Annotated in this window: 15 protein-coding genes, 4 pseudogenes and 1 riboswitch; of the genes and pseudogenes, 1 reads left to right on the forward strand and 18 read right to left on the reverse strand. The window is 43.6% G+C overall.

From position 1 onward, the window contains the following. Window positions 1–153 precede the first annotated feature (153 nt). The 10 genes and pseudogenes from NF418_RS05140 to NF418_RS05165 form a co-directional block, all read right to left on the reverse strand. Entirely contained in the window at window positions 154–1191 is a 1038-nt protein-coding gene (locus NF418_RS05140; protein ID WP_256778704.1) for a PP2C family serine/threonine-protein phosphatase, read from the reverse strand. Further along, window positions 1188–1889: a vWA domain-containing protein gene (locus tag NF418_RS05145; RefSeq protein WP_256778705.1), complete on the reverse strand. Its 702-nt coding sequence runs from the start codon at window positions 1887–1889 to the stop codon at window positions 1188–1190. Before NF418_RS05145 ends, NF418_RS05140 begins: the two co-directional genes overlap by 4 nt. Window positions 1890–1993: 104 nt before the next feature. Beyond that, entirely contained in the window at window positions 1994–2776 is a 783-nt protein-coding gene (locus NF418_RS05150; protein WP_256778706.1) for a vWA domain-containing protein, read from the reverse strand. Between the two features lie 33 nt (window positions 2777–2809). Further along, window positions 2810–3424 carry a hypothetical protein gene (locus tag NF418_RS05155; RefSeq protein WP_373325949.1) on the reverse strand — a complete coding sequence of 205 codons (615 nt, stop codon included), beginning with the start codon at window positions 3422–3424 and terminating at the stop codon, window positions 2810–2812. Beyond that, window positions 3410–3589, reverse strand: a pseudogene (locus NF418_RS10665) (hypothetical protein); the annotation flags it as partial. The gene NF418_RS05155 and the pseudogene NF418_RS10665, both read right to left, overlap by 15 nt. A gap of 3 nt (window positions 3590–3592) precedes the next feature. Continuing rightward, window positions 3593–3700 carry a hypothetical protein gene (locus tag NF418_RS10670; RefSeq protein ID WP_373325948.1) on the reverse strand — a complete coding sequence of 36 codons (108 nt, stop codon included), beginning with the start codon at window positions 3698–3700 and terminating at the stop codon, window positions 3593–3595. Then, a pseudogene (locus tag NF418_RS10675) lies at window positions 3686–3739 on the reverse strand (hypothetical protein); the annotation flags it as partial. The pseudogene NF418_RS10675 and the gene NF418_RS10670, both read right to left, overlap by 15 nt. 60 nt (window positions 3740–3799) lie before the next feature. Then, window positions 3800–3877: pseudogene (locus NF418_RS10680) on the reverse strand (hypothetical protein); the annotation flags it as partial. Window positions 3878–3883: 6 nt separating this feature from the next. Next, window positions 3884–6628, reverse strand: a complete 2745-nt coding sequence (locus tag NF418_RS05160) for a hypothetical protein (protein ID WP_256778708.1) — start codon at window positions 6626–6628, stop codon at window positions 3884–3886. 47 nt (window positions 6629–6675) lie between these two features. Then, entirely contained in the window at window positions 6676–7626 is a 951-nt protein-coding gene (locus tag NF418_RS05165) for a hypothetical protein (RefSeq protein ID WP_256778709.1), read from the reverse strand. 643 nt (window positions 7627–8269) lie between these two features. On the opposite strand from NF418_RS05165, the gene NF418_RS05170 reads away from it, so the two are divergent. Next, window positions 8270–9493, forward strand: a complete 1224-nt coding sequence (locus NF418_RS05170) for a hypothetical protein (protein WP_256778710.1) — start codon at window positions 8270–8272, stop codon at window positions 9491–9493. A gap of 19 nt (window positions 9494–9512) precedes the next feature. On the opposite strand, the gene NF418_RS05175 is transcribed toward NF418_RS05170, so the two are convergent. From NF418_RS05175 to treR, 8 genes and pseudogenes are all read right to left on the reverse strand, one after another. Continuing rightward, entirely contained in the window at window positions 9513–10847 is a 1335-nt protein-coding gene (locus NF418_RS05175; protein ID WP_256778711.1) for an alanine/glycine:cation symporter family protein, read from the reverse strand. Window positions 10848–10959: 112 nt separating this feature from the next. Next, window positions 10960–11064: riboswitch (glycine riboswitch) on the reverse strand. A 106-nt stretch (window positions 11065–11170) separates the two neighbouring features. After that, window positions 11171–12109: a peptide-methionine (R)-S-oxide reductase MsrB gene (msrB, locus tag NF418_RS05180; protein ID WP_256778712.1), complete on the reverse strand. Its 939-nt coding sequence runs from the start codon at window positions 12107–12109 to the stop codon at window positions 11171–11173. Between the two features lie 51 nt (window positions 12110–12160). Further along, complete coding sequence (trxA, locus tag NF418_RS05185; RefSeq protein ID WP_002941035.1) at window positions 12161–12475, reverse strand: thioredoxin; 315 nt, start codon at window positions 12473–12475, stop codon at window positions 12161–12163. Between the two features lie 363 nt (window positions 12476–12838). Beyond that, window positions 12839–13551, reverse strand: a pseudogene (locus NF418_RS05190) (GNAT family N-acetyltransferase). 22 nt (window positions 13552–13573) lie between these two features. After that, the gene (locus NF418_RS05195) at window positions 13574–15907 is read right to left on the reverse strand and encodes an endonuclease MutS2 (protein WP_256778713.1); all 2334 of its coding nucleotides are present in this window, start codon (window positions 15905–15907) and stop codon (window positions 13574–13576) included. A gap of 72 nt (window positions 15908–15979) precedes the next feature. After that, entirely contained in the window at window positions 15980–16528 is a 549-nt protein-coding gene (locus NF418_RS05200) for a CvpA family protein (RefSeq protein WP_256778714.1), read from the reverse strand. Continuing rightward, the gene (gene zapA, locus NF418_RS05205; RefSeq protein ID WP_256778716.1) at window positions 16525–16842 is read right to left on the reverse strand and encodes a cell division protein ZapA; all 318 of its coding nucleotides are present in this window, start codon (window positions 16840–16842) and stop codon (window positions 16525–16527) included. The genes NF418_RS05200 and zapA overlap by 4 nt, the downstream gene beginning before the upstream one ends. 54 nt (window positions 16843–16896) lie before the next feature. Beyond that, window positions 16897–17610: a trehalose operon repressor gene (treR, locus tag NF418_RS05210; RefSeq protein WP_256778717.1), complete on the reverse strand. Its 714-nt coding sequence runs from the start codon at window positions 17608–17610 to the stop codon at window positions 16897–16899. Window positions 17611–17767 lie beyond the last annotated feature (157 nt).

Raw genomic sequence — 17767 nt, forward strand, 5'->3', positions numbered from 1 at the left:
AAGTTCTTGATAGACTGACCACTTTGGCGTAGTTCATAGATTTCGATTTTGTCTTCATAGCTCAATTTCATAAAAATAGCACCCCAAATGTTAGATTTTTTCTGTCTAACTTTTGGGGTGCGGTTCAAACGACTGTCTTTTATAAAAAATTTACTAATCCTCATCTCTATTGAAACAGATGTAAAATTCATTACTAGAAGCATCGTAACCAATTAAATCTCGCCTCATAAACAACCGAAGGGTATGACGAACAGCTAGAGGTGGTACTCCTCGACAAAAAGCCTTTAACTCTGTCCGCTTAATGGTCCGATATTGAACAATCGGTTCAATGACCCGGTCTACCTTACGAACAGACAGCCCCTTAACTTCAGACTTGGGTAGACTGTTCAGCAGGTAGTACCGTTTTGCTGTTTCAACAAAAGGATAGTCAGCCAACTCTAGGTTGGCAAAAACAGTTTGGTCATCTTTTACCAATAAAATCAAGGAACAATCGTCCGATGTCCGTTCCCGAAAACGGACCCGAATCAATTCCTCCAGTTGCTCATAAGCCTCTTTCTCATCCTCCTTGATGAGATTGACAATGTCTAGCAAAATGGCAGAAAACCGCTTCTCCCTCTGGCTATACAGACTGGTTTCAGCCCCATCACTCATAAGGAAGACACTGTCCAACTGATTGATTTTTCCTTGAAAAACTTTCAAATACTGCTCGGCTCCCTCACTGGTGACGGCTACCGTAACATTGGCATAGTCAAAATTTACAGGCTCCGATAAAACAGCTAACTCCCCTTCATTCAAGCAACCAATAACACCATCTCCCAGATGGAGAATGAGCAACTTCTCATCTTTCAAGGCTACACACAGTAGGGTAGATGCAAAATCTGAAAGATTTGCAGAAGGGGGAAGATGAGAGAGTAAATCCTGATGGAGAGTGCTGATAACCTCCTGTTTTACTTGAACAGTCGGACTGGTATAAAAATGCTCAAAATCCTCTACCAGCAGTTGACAAATTTTTTGCGAGAAGAATCTAGCCCCCTCCTTGGCTCTCTTTGCGCTTCCGACACCATCGCACAAAGACATACAGAACACACCATTTGCCACCAAGCGCGTAACATGGTCTTCACAATCTTGATTTAACCTCTCGTGCCCCATACCCGTAACGGAGGCCCCGACTATTTTCCAGTTTACTGTCATGTCTTCTTCCTACTCTCAGTTATTGTTTTTGTTATGTAGCGGAAAAATTGATTGATATTTGATTCTGTATCCAGATAGAAGGGAGGATTGCCCAAACCAGGTTTCTTTTCATTCAAATAGTCATTGCCTTTTTGCAACTCCTTCAAATATCCTTGGAAATCATCAGAGATTGACCCGACAATAAGATTCAATTTTAAATCCTTGGTATCTTGGACAATAGACCCTACAATCTGATCAATCTCTCCATCTACTTCCTGCGTTTTTCCATCCGTCATAATAATTAACCAGGGTTGCCGTCTGGATACTTCCTGCTGGTCATAGTGAGCCTTCCGCAACCGAACCTGTTCCATCGCCAATGCTAGACCATCACTAAGGCAAGTCTCCTGCCCAAGGGCCGCAATGACTGGAACTTTAGTGGTCCTTGTTACACTTGAAAACTGCTGACTAACACGGGCAACATCGTCAAAGGTCACAATGGCAATTTCAATACCAGGGAGATGGGACTCCTTAACCAGTTCGGAATAAAAGTCTTTTAAACGTTCATTGATAATATCCTTAATCGACCGTCCTCCCGTCACCAAATCATAAGTTTGCCCATCAACGGTTACCGTTTTACCCAGTGCTTGACTATCCGCATCATCCACTAAGGCATTCATGGACAGGCTAGTGTCAATGCAAAAGCAAATAGGAATTCGCACACCGGTCACCTCATTGGGAGAGGTTCGATCAAACTTATTTACCAACTGCTTATTTTTTCCAGACCTATCAGAATATGTTCTTTCTTTCCTAACCATCGCTAACCTCACTGAATCAATTTCGACATATGCTCATCCAATTTTAGTTTTGGATTGGTGATGTTGCCTGCCAAGGTTTCTCTCATGGCTTCTGTCAACATTGTAAAGACAGAGGTGATATGTTTCATGACATCTATTGGATAGATACGGTACTGATTGTTCAACCGCCGAAGGGTTTCAAGGTTCAAGTCCTTATCGTTGATCCCGATGCAATACATCATCAGTTGCCCCTCGTTTTCCAAGCGATTGGCTCGGGCAATCACTTCTTCCATCAAGGAAGTGTCCCCCCTATCCTCACCATCTGTAAACAGGATGATCCATGGTCTGTTATTTGAAACACTTTCCTCTCTATACTCTTCCTTACGCTTCAGCGCCAAATCTAAGCAGACTGAGACAGCCTCTCCTAGCTTGGTTTGACCCCTACCATAATCTGGCAATAACCTCTCTAACTGGGATTTATCTAAACTACGATAGGGTTCAATAATTTGAACCTCATCATTGAAGGTTACAACTGCTAGCTCCATTTGAGCATGGTTCTTGTCTGCCCTCAAGGCAGCATACCCATCCAAGGCAGCCGACTTGATTTTCTGAAACCTAGTAACTCCCCCTGAAACCAGATTGACCTTTCGACCATCTTCCGTCAACGTTTCCCCGACAATCTTTGTATTGGTGCTATCCACAACCGTATTCATGGATTGACTGGTATCAAAACAAAAGATAATGGGTAATTTTTTACCTCCCTGATAATCAGACAAGTCCTCATTTTGGACTTTATCAACTAAGCGTGACATAGCTTGCTCCTTTCTTTTATCGACAGTCAAGACCTAGCTCGACCTGTTTCTCCATTTTAGATTTATTTTACTATTCTTTTGGTAAGGCTCTCGCAATACTTCTTGTCCTTCCCTGTATACAACAGAATAGGTTTTACCAGCTTTTGTAAGAATACCGAAACCGTGTTGCTCTCCATACCACCACTCACCTATGTAATAGTCTCCATTAGGCCACATATACTTCCCTTTACCAGGGAATAAATACCAATCGTAAGCCTTCAAATCTTTGAAATCATCCTCATATTGACTATCTTTCCAGAGGTTTTTATCTCGACCACTACATCTATCCGAATACCAGGAACCTTCATACTTCCCGCCATCTGCATAATACATATTCCCTTGACCATGACGGTTACCTCCTTTCCATTCGCCCTCATAGATATCTCCGTTAGTCCAAACTTTTTTCCCCTGGCCATGACATTTGTCATTCTCCCAATAACCATCATATGTATTGCCACTCACAAAAAACATTTTCCCATGACCATGGCGATCATCTTCTAGCCATTCTCCCTCATAATAATTGCCATTGGTCCATTTCATCGTACCATGACCATGGCGTTTACCATCTTGCCATTCTCCTGTATAAATGCCTCCATCTGCATAGGTCATTGTCCCATGACCGTGTTGCTTATCATTTTGCCACGGACCATCGTACTTTCTACCATCTGACCAAGTCAGCACCCCCTGACCATGGCGGTCATTATGCTGAAACTCCCCTACATAGACCCTACCATCGGGCCATTTATAGGTTCCCTGTCCCTGAAAATTTCCATTCTCCTAGGAACCATCACACGATTTTCCATCGGGCCACACCAAGCGCCCGTGACCATGGCGCTTATCCTCTTTCCAGTCTCCGTCATACTTACAACCATCTATATAGGACATCTGACCTTGACCGTGCCGTCCATCATTCAGATAGCCACCTTCATAAACGGTACCATCGGGCCATTCGTGCCTGCCTTGACCTGTGCGAACATCGTCTTTCTAATCACCTGTATAGGTAGAACCATTCACATCGGTCAGTGTTCCACGACCATGGCGCTTATCATTGAGATAATCCCCCTCATATCACCTGCCATCGGGCCAGGTAGTCCGACCATAACCTGTACAAACATCATTCTCCCATTTACCTACATAAATAGATCCACTCACGTAGGTCATCGTTCCATGACCATGGCGCTTATCTGCTCGCCAGTCGCCTTTGTAGCCGCCTCCATCTGCATAGGTCATTTTCCCATGACCTTGGCGTTTATCCTCTCGCCATTCTCCTGTATAAATGCCTCCATCTGCATAGGTCATTGTCCCATGACCATGGCGTTTATCCCTTTCCCAGGAACCATCGTATTTGGAACCATCTGGCCAAATTTTGATACCATGTCCCTTGATTTCACCCTTGTGAAAATCTCCTTCATAGACGACACCTGAGGGCCAGACATATTTACCATAGCCAGTTCGCTGGTCTTCGTGCCAGTCACCCTCATAACAATCACCATTTGCCAATTTCAATCTACCTTGACCATGACGTTTATCGTTTTGCCAGTCGCCTGTGTAGCCGCCTCCATCTGCATAGGTTATTTTCCCCCAACCATGACGTTTATCATATCGCCAAGAGCCTTCATATTTAGCACCGTTTGTCCAGACAAGAACTCCCTGACCGGAACGCTGATCTGCTCGCCAGTCGCCATCATATACTCGACCATCCGCGTAAGTCATCTTTCCCCAACCAGACCGAAGTCCTCGGTCAAAATTTCCCTCATAAATGGAACCATCTGACCAACGGTAGCTAGCAAAGCCTGTAAACTTGTCATGAAATAAATTTTTAGGAGAGGTTGGAGTTGAAGTGCTTCTTCCTGTCGTTGAAGTAGGGCTGTCTGGATCGCAGTACCGATCATCCTGCCACAAGCCTTCATAAATGGTGCCGTCCAAATTGGTCAGCTTACCCCGACCATGGCGCCTATCTCCTTGCCAGCTGCCCTCGTAAACTCTGCCATCTGCATAAGTCATCTTTCCACGACCAGACCGAAGTCCTCGGTCAAAATTTCCCTCGTAAATGGAACCATCTGACCAACGGTAGCTAGCAAAGCCTGTAATCTTATCCCTAAATGGATTTTTAGGAAGGGATTTAGTTGAAGCTCCTGTATTAGAAGAAACACTGTCTTGTACAAGTTGGCCATAATGCATACCATCTTTCCACAAGCCTTTGTATGTTTTACCATCTGCATAGGTCATTTCCCCGTGACCGTGGCGTTTACCATCTTGCCAGCCACCCTCATACCTAGCACCGTTTGGCCATTTCAATGTACCACGACCAGTTCGCTGATCTACTAGCCATTCTCCCTCATAATAATTGCCATTGGCCCATTTCATCGTTCCATGACCATGACGTTTATCGTTTTGCCAGTTGCCTGTATAACTGCCTCCATCTGCATAAGTCATTGTCCCCTGACCATGGCGTTTACCATCTTGCCAGCTTCCCTCATACTTAGCACCGTTTGACCAGACTAGAGTGCCCTGACCAGCACGGGAGCCACTTAGAAACTCCCCCTCATATACCCTACCATCGGACCAGATATACTTACCTTGACCGTGCAATTTACCATTTAGAAACTCCCCCTCGTATACCCTGCCATCAGACCAGGTATATTTACCTTGACCGTGCAATTTATCATTCAGATAGCCACCCTCATAACATTCACCACTCGCCCATTTCATCTTTCCGCGACCAGACCGCAGTCCTCGGTCAAAATGTCCCTTGTAAACGGAACCGTCTGACCAACGGTAGCTAGCAAAGCCTGTAAACTTATCCTTAAATGGATTTTTAGGAGAGGATTTTGATGAAACAGGGCTAGCCCCTGTGTTAGCAGGAACACTGTCTGGTACTAGTTGACCATAGCAGGCATTTTTTCGAATGAGGCTTGGCAATTCCTCCTCATAACGCTTAATCGCCTCTAGCCAAACCTCCATGGACGGACGATTACGGTGCTGGTAATAGCGGCCCTTAGGAGTTAAAATATCCATAAAAAGCTGACGAATATAGCTTGGTAGTATATGCCAGTTCTTTCTAGCCCTATTTTTATTACAATCTACCTCTTGCCAGTCAGCAAACTTGACATCCCCGTCTAAGATGGGTTCCAGGCTGTCAACGGAAAGATAAGGGGAGTCATTTAAGAGCAGGAGATGGTAGAGAAGAACCGTTACTGAAAAGACATCACTCTGGCTATCCCTTTGAAAATTTTCAACGATACAGACCTCACCATTGACCCTTTTCAGCATTTCTGGAGCCTCAAAGGGAAGGGTGTGACCTAGCATCTTGTAATTTCCAGTAACCAAGAAACTATCCGTATCGATGAAATAAAATTCCTGTTGCTTATTGCCTACATCAAACAAGATATTGCCCAAACTCACATCACCGATAAAAATCTGATTGTTATGGAGGAAATTGATATAGACACAAAGCTTGCGCACAACTGCTACCAACTCACTTCTGGTAAAATCCCTCCAGACATACTGAAATTCCTTACCATAGCACCGTTTCATCAGAAAACCAATCACTTGCTTCTGGTTGTCATACAAGAGTTCCTTTGGAAAGGCAATCCCTCTAATCCCTAAATCCTCAGCCTGCTTGCCATAGTCAATCAGTAATTTCAACTTTTTAATCTTATCTTTCGGTGGTTGACTATGGTAAATCTTGGCCAGTAAGTCCCCTTGATTGGTTGCAAAAATGGCTCCCTCACCACCTTGATTTAACAAATTCTTAATCGAAACGATTTCTCCCCTAGGCAGAAAAACATTGGTATGTTCGTATCGTTTCATTGGCTAACCTCCTCTATCCTCTATTTGGTCTCTAGCCTAACCAAGCATCACGACTTTTTCTTAGCCTGACCAACCTCACCATCTTTATCACGTAAGGTAATCTCCCAAATCGAATGCTTGCCCTCTTCCTTCCGATATTTTGCAACACACCTTGCTAGTGCCTGAGTAGAATAGAGATTGACATAGTAGTTTTTAAACTTATCATCGTAGACCCTGAGCTTCTGGTGATTGGAGTAAAAGACCCGTTGAATCTTACCATCCTCTGGCCGAACACGGGCCACTAGGCAGTGAATGTCCGTGTTGACCACCCGTTTCCCTTCTTCCGAATACTTGCTTGGAACAACGCTGGCTCGCAAGGAACGGCAATACAGGTCAAACTGTAAACCTTTGTCATTTGTAAAGATCAAAACACTCCTTGCCCTCTTACCCGGCTTGTTGATTTCATAATTATAAATTTCAAAGATTTCTTGGTCTGCCAGACCATAACCTCTCCTCTCCCTATCTTCTGACTGGATTAACAGATTTTTCTGGAACATCCGCTCCAGAATATCAATACTCTCACGCGCAATGCGGACTTCTTTAAATTTCCCTTCCTTTTTCTTGCAATTTCGCACACGTTCTAATTCATCATACACATACTTGACAACCGTCACTTGTTTTTTAAACTTTAAAAGAGCTTTCTCTAATTCCAACAAAAACAAAGGCGATTTTCCCTTTAGTAAGCAACAGGTATCCAGCATAATCAGGTCATAGTTTCTGGACAAATCCCGAGCTAGAGCGTCCCCAACTCTTACATCTTGATCAAAGAATAGGGAAGCATCCAGGGCTTCTCCCTCCGATAAAATCAGACTAGAACCTGCTCTTAATTCCTCATATAGTCCAAGAACCGCCTCTTGATCGCTGGGTAGATTATCCAAAGAAAGCCCGAGAGCTGTCAGTTTACGAACCAAAGAGCGCTCAGATACGCCCAAGGCTAAAAAGTCGTCCTTCGATACCATGCTACAATCCTCCTATAAGTCACGAATAGTCTTGTCTGGCTAGCTCCCTACCAAATGCCTTAAAAACCCTGTTCCTGTTAACAAGAACTTCTTCTTGTTTCATTGTCATTTGAAAGCGCTAACTATATATACTAATGTACCATTTTTTATCATTTATTTCCTTTCCACCTTAAAAAATAAAGTTTCCACTTTTTCTGGCAAATTTCTCAAATAATTAGCCTAAAATCTGGCAAGATTGCCGATAATTATTTGAAAAAATATTTATAGATTGATATACTGAATGCGTAAAATGACCGCCTCAAAGAAAAGACTCTAATCCACATTCTTTTTGAAATCTTGACGGTTCAATCAGGCACAATCACTATTTAGGCAAGCCTGATAAGAAACTTCGACCGTCCGAAACATCCCTCTGACTGGCTAGCCTATGGCAAGGGAGCTATAGCCGAATGAAGAGCTTTCAGACAAGGAACTGAGGTGCAGGCAGCTAGAATAGCCTAGAGGCTGTTCTAGGTTGGAATAAGACTTGCCAAACAAGTCACTTTCGTACTCGAAAGTGACCATATATCAAAGCTCTTCAAATGACTATACTATTGGAAAAAGCAGCCCTTACTCCAGTCCATCCCCTTATATCGAGAGGTTTCCTATGACATTCCTACGTTTTCATGACCTGGTTCATGCTATATCCCAGACTTGTAAAGCTAGCTCAAGCAGTTCCAAATGGACCAAACAAGAAGCTATCATCAATTTCATTTTTCATACACTGGACATCCACAATAGCCCCTACTCAACTGATCAAGATGACTACGTTTCTAGCTCGGCCTGTTCCAAATATGGCAATGCTAAGAAAAATATCCCTAAGTGGGCTCGCAAGCAACTACTCTTAGCAGATTGGGAAACCCTGCAGGAAAAACTGGTTCATACCATCGCAGCAAGCAATCATTTTCCTAGCAAGGACGTCGCCAAAAAACTCTATTTTCTAGCTCAAGAAAAACCAATTTCCCAGTCTGACTGTTACCCAGAACTTGAAACCGGCAATTTTGTTGCTATCAAAACAAGAGCAGAGAAGTTTTATTCCAAAGAAAAATACCACCACTATATCGCATCAACCATCCTCTTTTCCCTTATCCATGTTCCCAATATCCTTAACTGTCAACAAGAGGAAACCTCCCTCCTTGATAGCCTCCACTTCAATCAGGACTTAGAGGAAGCTATCCAACAAGGACGCTATTACCAATCTTACGAACGGGACATCATTATCCATCCCGATATGAAGAAAAAAGAATATAAAGTCCTAGTCAAACGGCAGTTCATCTCCCACTATCCCAATCCTGTCCATCCTCATAAGGACCGATTTATCCTAAACGCCTTCTACTCCACACCTGCCTTACGAAGCAATAATCACTTTATCAGTCTAAAAATTAACCAAATCGACTATTCCGATAGGGTGCAGGTTCTGGACGAAGATTTGGATATTGAAAAACATCGCTTCCCTTACAAACGTAGCCTCTTAGTAGAGAACCTTCCTGCTTCTGAACTCTACCACATTGACTTGCAGACCAAGTACTTTGCCAGTTTTCCCATTCGGTTCGGCAGTTTTCGCCTGCATTCTCCGGCCAAACGTTTCAAGGTCACTGTCCGTATTCGGACCAATGAAAAACGCAAACTCTGCCTGACCTTGAAAAACTTCGGTAGCTTCAACAAACAAATTTCTAACATCGACCGTATCGAACCTAATGCTACCATGGCCTACTTTGAAAATATCGACTGGACCTTCCCATCATCAGGCTATGCCTATATTGTTAAACCCTGGAACGAATTTTGGCAGGATTTCCTACCACAAAGCCAGCAAAAAAGTGCAGAGGAATAAAATCCTTTGCACTTATTTTTTATTTCTTCTTAGCAAAATACTGGCGTGTTTCCTTGATGATGACAGGAGAGAGAGCTAGTAAGGCAATCAAGTTTGGTAGGGCCATGAGCCCGTTCACAATATCTGCGATGGTCCAAATCAAGTCCAGTTTGAGGAAGCCACCAAGAGCAACCATGGTTACAAAGACCAAACGGTAAGGTAAGATAGACTTGGTGCCAAAGAGGAATTCGATACAGCGCTCCCCATAGTAAGACCAACCCAGAATGGTCGTATAGGCAAAGAGAACCAGACTGATGGTTAGAGCCAAGGCCCCTGGCTGTCCAAAGACAGAAGCAAAGGCTGCCTGAGTGAGCGGAGCACCTGCCAATCCTTCGATAGACCACTGACCAGTCACCAAAATGGTCAAACCTGTCAAGGTACAGATGATGAGTGTATCGATAAAGGTACCCGTCATAGAAATCAAGCCCTGCTCCACTGGATTATCAGACTTGGCAGCCGCAGCCGCAATCGGAGCGGATCCCAGACCAGATTCATTGGAGAAAACCCCACGTGCAATACCTCGTTGGATAGCCTGTTGCACAGTCGCACCTGTAAAACCACCCACAGCCGCAGCAGGAGTAAAGGCAGATTTGAACACTAAGGCCAGGGTCGGCAAGAGTTGTTCCCAATGCAGGACCAAGACAGTGACACTTGCTAAGATATACAAAATCGCCATGAAAGGAACAATTTTTGTCGAAATATCCGAAATCTTTTCAATTCCCCCAAAGATAAAGAAGGCAATGGAAATGGCTGTCACAATGCTGACCAACTGAGGAGCCAGACCAAAACTAGCAGACATAGATGAGGCAATGGAGTTGACCTGAGAGAAGGTCCCCATTCCCAAAAGGGCTACCAAGACACCTGAAATGGCAAAGAAAACTGCCAAGGGCTTCCACTTTTGTCCCATCCCCAAGGTGATATAGTGCATAGGACCACCTGCCGCTTGACCGTTGGCATCCTTAGTTCTATATTTGATAGCTAAAAAACCTTCCGCATACTTGGTTGCCATCCCGAAGAAGGCCGCCACCCACATCCAGAAAAGGGCCCCAGGACCACCTGTCGTAATGGCAGTCGCCACCCCAACGATATTTCCCGTACCAACCGTTGCCGCAAGGGCCGTACACAGAGCCGCAAAACTGGACACATCTCCCTGACCAGACTGGTCACTGGAGAAAATCAAACGAAAGGCGGTCGGTAACTTGCTGACCTGAAACACTCCCAAACGAAGAGTGAAATAAACACCCGTCCCTACCAAGAGTAATAAGAGGGGCGGTCCCCAAACAAAATTATTGATGTTTTGCATCAATTCTAACATAGCTTCCTCCTAAGCATTTTTTTCAAATCCGATAAAGCTGCCGGAAAAAACAAAAAGAGGCTGAATACTTCAACCTCTAGAATCAACGTGAAAAATACAGAAAAAGCCTATTTTTCAACGCTCTGTCCTTTTACCTGAGAGTTTCAGTAGCTCTACTTTTCCAAGCAGGACTACCTTGCCCCTTCGGTGCCAAAATGGTCTCTCCAGAGTTCCGTCCTTTGGACAGTCAGTTGCCTTTCTGCCCACTATCAACCGGTTATTCAGTTTTATCTTGCTCTATTCTAGACTATTTTTCAGGAAAAATCAAGCAAGTTTTCAAAAAATTATTGCAGCAAATCCAAAAACAGGCCATATCCTGCTTCTTCCATTTCCTCTCTCGGTATGAAACGAAGGGCTGCTGAGTTGATACAGTAACGTAATCCACCCTTGTCACGCGGTCCGTCATCAAAGACATGACCTAAATGAGCATGCCCAGCCCGACTGCGGACTTCAATACGATTCATACCGTGGGAAAGATCTTGAAAATAAGTCGCCACTTCCTTGCTGATTGGTTTGGTAAAGGAGGGCCAGCCGCAGCCTGAGTCAAATTTGTCTGTCGAGAGAAAGAGGGGCTCACTAGTCGTAATATCGACGTAAATGCCAGCTTGGTCGCTATTCCAAAACTCATTTTCGAAGGGTCTTTCCGTCGCAGCTTCTTGAGTGACTTGATATTGGAGTTCAGTCAAGCTGTCTTTTAAGACTTGCTGGTCTGGCTTTTGGTAGTCTGCAACATCAATCAGAGGGATTTTTGCCTGCCCAAGATCGATATGGCAGTACCCTTGGGGATTTTTCTTGAGATAATCCTGATGGTAGTCTTCGGCGGGGATGTAATGCGCGAGTGGCTCCACTTCAACAGCTAGGGGGCGGCCGCCAAAGAGCTGGGACTGCTCCGTCATGACCTGCTCGATGGTCGGCAAATCAGCCTCATCCGTGTAATAGATACCAGTCCGATACTGGCGCCCCTTGTCAGGTCCCTGCTGATTGACAGAGAAGGGATCAATGACACGGAAATAGTAGAGGAGAATTTCCCGCAAATGGATACGAGCCTCATCATAGGCTAGATAGAGCGTCTCTGCGTGGTCTGTTTGTTTGAGAAGTTGATAATTGGTCGTCTCCACCTGTCCATTGGCATAGCCAACGCTGGTGTCTAGAATGCCATCAATCTGGGAAAAGTAGCCTTCCATCCCCCAGAAACAACCGCCTGCTAGGTAAATTTCTTTCATGTGAGTTTCCTTTCGATACAGAAAAAGGCTGAGTTTCCTCAACCTACATAATTAACCAATCTCTGCCAAGATTGCTTTGATTTGGTCTTTGGTGTGAACACCAGCAACTTGTTTCACAACTTGTCCATCTTTTTTGAACAAAAGGGTTGGGATTGACATAATACCGAATTGACGGGCTGTGTTTGGGTTTTCGTCAACATCCATCTTGTAGATGCGCAGTTCATCTTCATCCACTTCGCCTGCTAATTGTTCCAAGATTGGTGCCTGCATGCGGCATGGACCACACCAAGGTGCCCAGAAATCTACAAGGACTACGCCTTCTTGTGTTTCAACTTCAAAGTTTGCATCTGTAATAACTTGAACCATGATTTTCTCCATTTCTGATTTTGGTACTATCATTTTACACCAAATGAAGAGAGAATGCGAATTTTTGCTACGGAAGAGAAATGAGATAGTCATACTTAAACAATTGTGATTTGAAAGCATGTTGGTCATTCTAAACTAGACCGCAGGGTGACAAGGGGGAACTGGGAGACTGTTTTGCTTATCAAGTCCAGTTGTAGCAATGAGACAAGTGACGGAGTAGGTGCTACGGAAGAGAAATGAGATAGTCATGCTTGAACAATTGTGATTTGAAAGCATGTTGATCATTCTAAACTAGACCGCAGGAGGACGAGGGGGAATCACGTACCAGATTCATTTACAAAAAAGAAAAAAGTTGAAAGTGTTTCAACTTTTTTCTGTTAAATCCACCACATAGGTCAATTCTTGGTAGGCGTCTTCTATGTCAAAGAGATCCAAGCCAGCTTCTTCACTGACTACATAAACACCTTCTCTCAAATAGTAGGGAACTGGCTGACCTTCCATATCTGAAAAGGACAATCTACCTCGCTCTAAATCAATTCCAAAACGGATGGTTGGGATGTCCTTGGGTGCTCCGACGACTAGATAGTCCGAGCAAACTAGCTGTCCGCCCCATTTCTGATACAAATGATTGGCTACATCTCCCTCTCTGGTAAAGATGGCTAATTTCTCGACAGCCTGTTCACGCAATTCCTGCTCTGCTTTTTCAAAAAGCGCCTGGGCAATGCCCTGCCCTTGAAAATCAGGGTGGACTGCTAGGTTAGTAAAATAAGCTGTTCGCTTACTTGGTGCGTAAATATAAGACCGGCTGCACTCCTCAGTGTAAATGTCAATATCGATTAGACCAACTTAATAACAGAAACTTGCTACGCAAGTCCCATCTCCAACCTCAAACGGTTCCCCAAACCGTTTGAGCCATCTACTTCAGCCACCCATTCCACACGATGATCATAAACGTCTGTCAGTAGTTCGGGCTTTTCAGTTTCTCTATCATCAAAGAATGGAGAGAAGAGATAGCTGAGTGCCTTACAGTAAACCCAGCCTTTTTCATCAGCCGCTTCATATTTCCTGATAATCATAAGAATCTCCCTCCGTTGATTGCTATTTAAACGTCACAATGGTACAACCTGAACCACCTGCATTTTGTGGAGCATAGCCGAATTCCTTGACCTGCTTGTTGCGACGGAGGTACTTGGTCACGCCTTCTCGGATAACCCCTGTACCAATACCGTGGACAATGTCTACTTGTGCCAGATTGTTGAGCAAGGCCTGATCGATAAATTCATCCAATTCCATCATAGCTTCTTCGTAGCGTTTGCCACGGAGATCTAAGCGGGCTTTTGGTCCTCGTACATGGGCACGTTTGACTGTGTGAACCTGGCGTTTCTTAGGCTGCTCTGCCTTTTCCGCCTTAACAAGCTCAAACTCATCCTTGGTCAAGGTCATCTTGATTAAGCCAACCTGGGCTTCCCAACGCCCATCCTTGAGCTGATTGGTCAAGGTGCCACGTTGTCCATAAGTTGTAACGATAATGTCATCGCCCACCTTGGCTTCCCGCTGAATTTTAGCTTTCTTCAGAACCTTGTTTTTAGACAGATCCACCACTTCAGGCGCCAACTTTTTCAACTCTGCCTTGGCTTCGATAATCTGGTGGGGCTTAAGACTGGCTGCAGCATGGAGTTTTTTGAGAATATCCTCGCTTTCTGCCAATGCTATATCTACAATTTCCTTGGCTTCCAAGCGTGCCTTGTTGAGCTCATTTTCCCGCTCACGATTGAGCTCGTCATAGAGCTTGCGGAGGGCTCGGTTCATCTTGTAATTTTCTTGTTCAACCTCGCGAATCTTATCTAGTCGATGGCGGCTTTCTGCTGTCTGGCTTTCCAATTTCTCAATAATGCGATTGACATCACTGTCTGTATCGGTCCAAGACTGGGCTGACTGGATGATGATATCCGATAAACCCAAACGACGGGCTATTTCAAAGGCATTGGAACGTCCAGGAACCCCCTGCATAAACTTATAGGTCGGACGCAAACTATTAGTATCGAATTCCATGCTAGCATTTTCAATACCAGAGGTTTCTATCCCGTAGGCCTTGAGCTCCGGATAGTGTGTAGTTGCCATGGTCTTGATACCCCGCAGACGAAGGTCGTCCAAAATAGCCATAGCCAAGGAAGCACCCTCCTGCGGATCGGTACCCGCTCCCAACTCATCAAAAAGAATAAGAGAATCTTGATCCGCCTCCGCCAAAATGGTGACCGTATGGGTCATGTGACTGGAGAAGGTCGATAAACTCTGCTCGATGGACTGTTCATCACCAATGTCCGCAAAGATTTCCTTGAAAATCGCCACCCGACTCCCCTTATCAGCCAAGATTGGCAAACCAGACTGGGCCATGAGATGCGTCAGCCCCAAGGTCTTGAGCATGATGGTCTTACCACCCGTATTGGGACCTGTAATGACAATAGCCGTCAACTGGCTACCGAAATAGAGGTCATTCGGTACGGGCTGGGCAATCAGAGGATGACGGACGTTAAGAAGAGCGATATCCTGATTTTCCGAAATAGTAGGCACAACAGCCTTGAAATCTCTTGCAAAGAGGTGCTTGGCTCGGATAAAGTCCAAATGCCCAATCACCCAAGCATTATTGCGAATAATACCACTGTGTGGTCGCAGCATATCCGACAATTCTTGTAAGATTCGACTGATTTCATGCCGTTCCTCTGCCTTGCTATTGGTAATGTCCTCATTGAGCGTAACGACCGCTCTAGGTTCAATATAAACCGTCGAACCAGAAGCGGAAATATCATGAACGACACCTGCAATTTTATTGCGATAGGTATTTTTAACAGGAAGAACATTGCGCCCATTTCTGCTAGCTAAAATAGTATCTGACAGCATATCGCTCTTGTTCTTCAAAATATCTTGCAATACCTGACGGACCTGATCTTCTGATTCTCGGATTTTTCTGCGGATTTTTGCTAGCTTTTCAGAAGCGAAATCCTCGACAAAACCAGCATCATTGATAGACTGGAGCGATCCTTGTAAATGTGGAAAAAGCTCAATTTTCTCAAACAATTTATCTAGCTGGCTAAGGCTGACATTTTCAAGATTGCCATAAAAATCCAAGAGGGACTTAGATACTTCCAAGACTTTCTTGACTGCCAGTAGCTCACTGATATTCAGGTCTGTATCCAATTCTAAACGGCGCATGGCTGGATTAATATCATTGGTTGCTGAGAGGCTAAAGTAAGGACTTTCAACAAATATTTGCCCCATGTCCGATAATTCATCAAAGGCCTGTTGGATACGGTGGACTTCCACCATAGGCTCCAACTGCCTTAGTTCTTCCAAGCCCTGTTCGGTCAAAACAAAAGGCCGGACCAATTCTCTGACCTTGTTAAATTCAAGGGTTTCTAAAATTTTTGTATTCATCTTTCACATAATAAGACAGAGGCATCTCACTCCCCTGTCCTCTACCTTCCTATAAAAAAGAGTAGGAAAATCCTACCCTGCTATATTACTCAACCAGAGTGATTTAAAGAAGCTGCTGGTAAATGGTGCATACTGAATCATGAAATTTGCCAAAAAACTATTATGGAGGCTATCTTGAACCAAAGCCACCGGTATGGTTGACATTAGGATACAAATCATCTGCAGAGTTAGAAAAGCAACAAAAACTGCTAGTCCACCACTAATCAAATCGGTTGCTCGAGTACTTGGATCAAACTGGTCCAACAAATGCACGAAGATGCCTAAAAATCTCATGACAACATAGACCAGTGTGTAGACCACTAGAAAAGCCAAGCCAGCATAAAACACCATATCTAAATCAAATAGGTACTGCTCATCAAAAAAATAGGTCGAACTTCCTTGTGTCGCATTGGCAAACGGAACCCAAAGATAAAGAATCTGTGCTAGTTGCTTATAACTCATTGTGGCAACCACTAAAGATAGGATTGCAGCAAAGCTATAGAATAATTGTAGAACTAACCCACGACTGTAGCCGATATAGAAACTCCATCCTAAAATGAGAATAATTACTAAAGAAATCATCTAGTCTCCTCAAACTCATCTAAGTCTATTAAGGTTACATTCTGTTTCGAGGTCTTTTCCTTTTCTTTCAAACTTTCTAGCTCAAGCTCCGTTTGCTCATAAACCTTCTCGCGAGTCAACTGTACAGAAAGAGCATTGATTGCTAAAAGCAAGGCCAAGGTTTCAGAATCTGCCGTCGGCATTTTTTCCTTTATAGCTTGATATTTTTCTTGAGCTAAATGCTCAATTTCTTCCATAAATTCATTGTCATGCTCAGTTGTTAATGTTAATTGTTTATCACCAAATGTAAATTTATATCTGTTTAAGTTTGCCATAATACACCTCAACCACTATTGTAACATAAAAGCTGAAATTTGACGAATATAGCCCTACATGGACTGTTTTCTACGAGCAAAGTCCACAAATCTGAACTTATCAATCTTGTGCTTGCTTTCAGTGTACTGGAACTGTTGTGTATCGCTCAAATATACCTTAGATTTGATGAGCACAAGGTAGTCGTCCTGCGACTGCATTAGATCACGCTCTTCACGACTCGTGGGCTCCACCGTAATCTCTTTCTGAGCGTAGGCAATATCTAAGTTTAACTGGTTTTCAAGATACTCATAAATAGAGCCTCTTGCAATTTCTACAGTCATATCCGGAACGATCTCCGCTGCAAGATAATCAGTATCCACAACTGCAATTTTGCCATCAATCGAACGTGTACGTACAATTTTCCAAACCTTACTATGAGGCTCAAAACCCGTTAAATGAGAGAGATTGCTATTGACTACAATTTGGTCCAGACTGACAACATCTGTTTTGGTCGATATTTTCAAAGAATGAGTTAGTTCTTTATAAGAAGTCAACCCTGAAACGGGGAAGTTTAAGATTTCCTGTTCTAACACCATGGATCCTCTTCCTTGAACCTTTTGAATGAGACCTCCTTCTGTCAAAATAGCAAGTGCCTTACGAACCGTATCCCTACTGACACCATACATCTCTTGAAATTGTTGCTCGGTTGGCAACAAGGAACCTGACGCATATTCATTTGTACGGATTTTTTCTTTTAAATCATTATAAATTTCTTGGTATTTTTTCATTGTTAACCCTCATATATTGACTGCTTTCCATCATACAACATTACTATTATATCAAAAAATAAAAAATTTTTTAAAAAAAGGCTTGCATTCTTTTTTGAAATCGGATACAATATTAACACAAATGAAATTTGTCCGTACAAATTTCAAAAAAGAACAT

The organism is Streptococcus suis, assembly GCF_024509555.1.
Lineage (GTDB): Bacteria > Bacillota > Bacilli > Lactobacillales > Streptococcaceae > Streptococcus > Streptococcus suis_AD.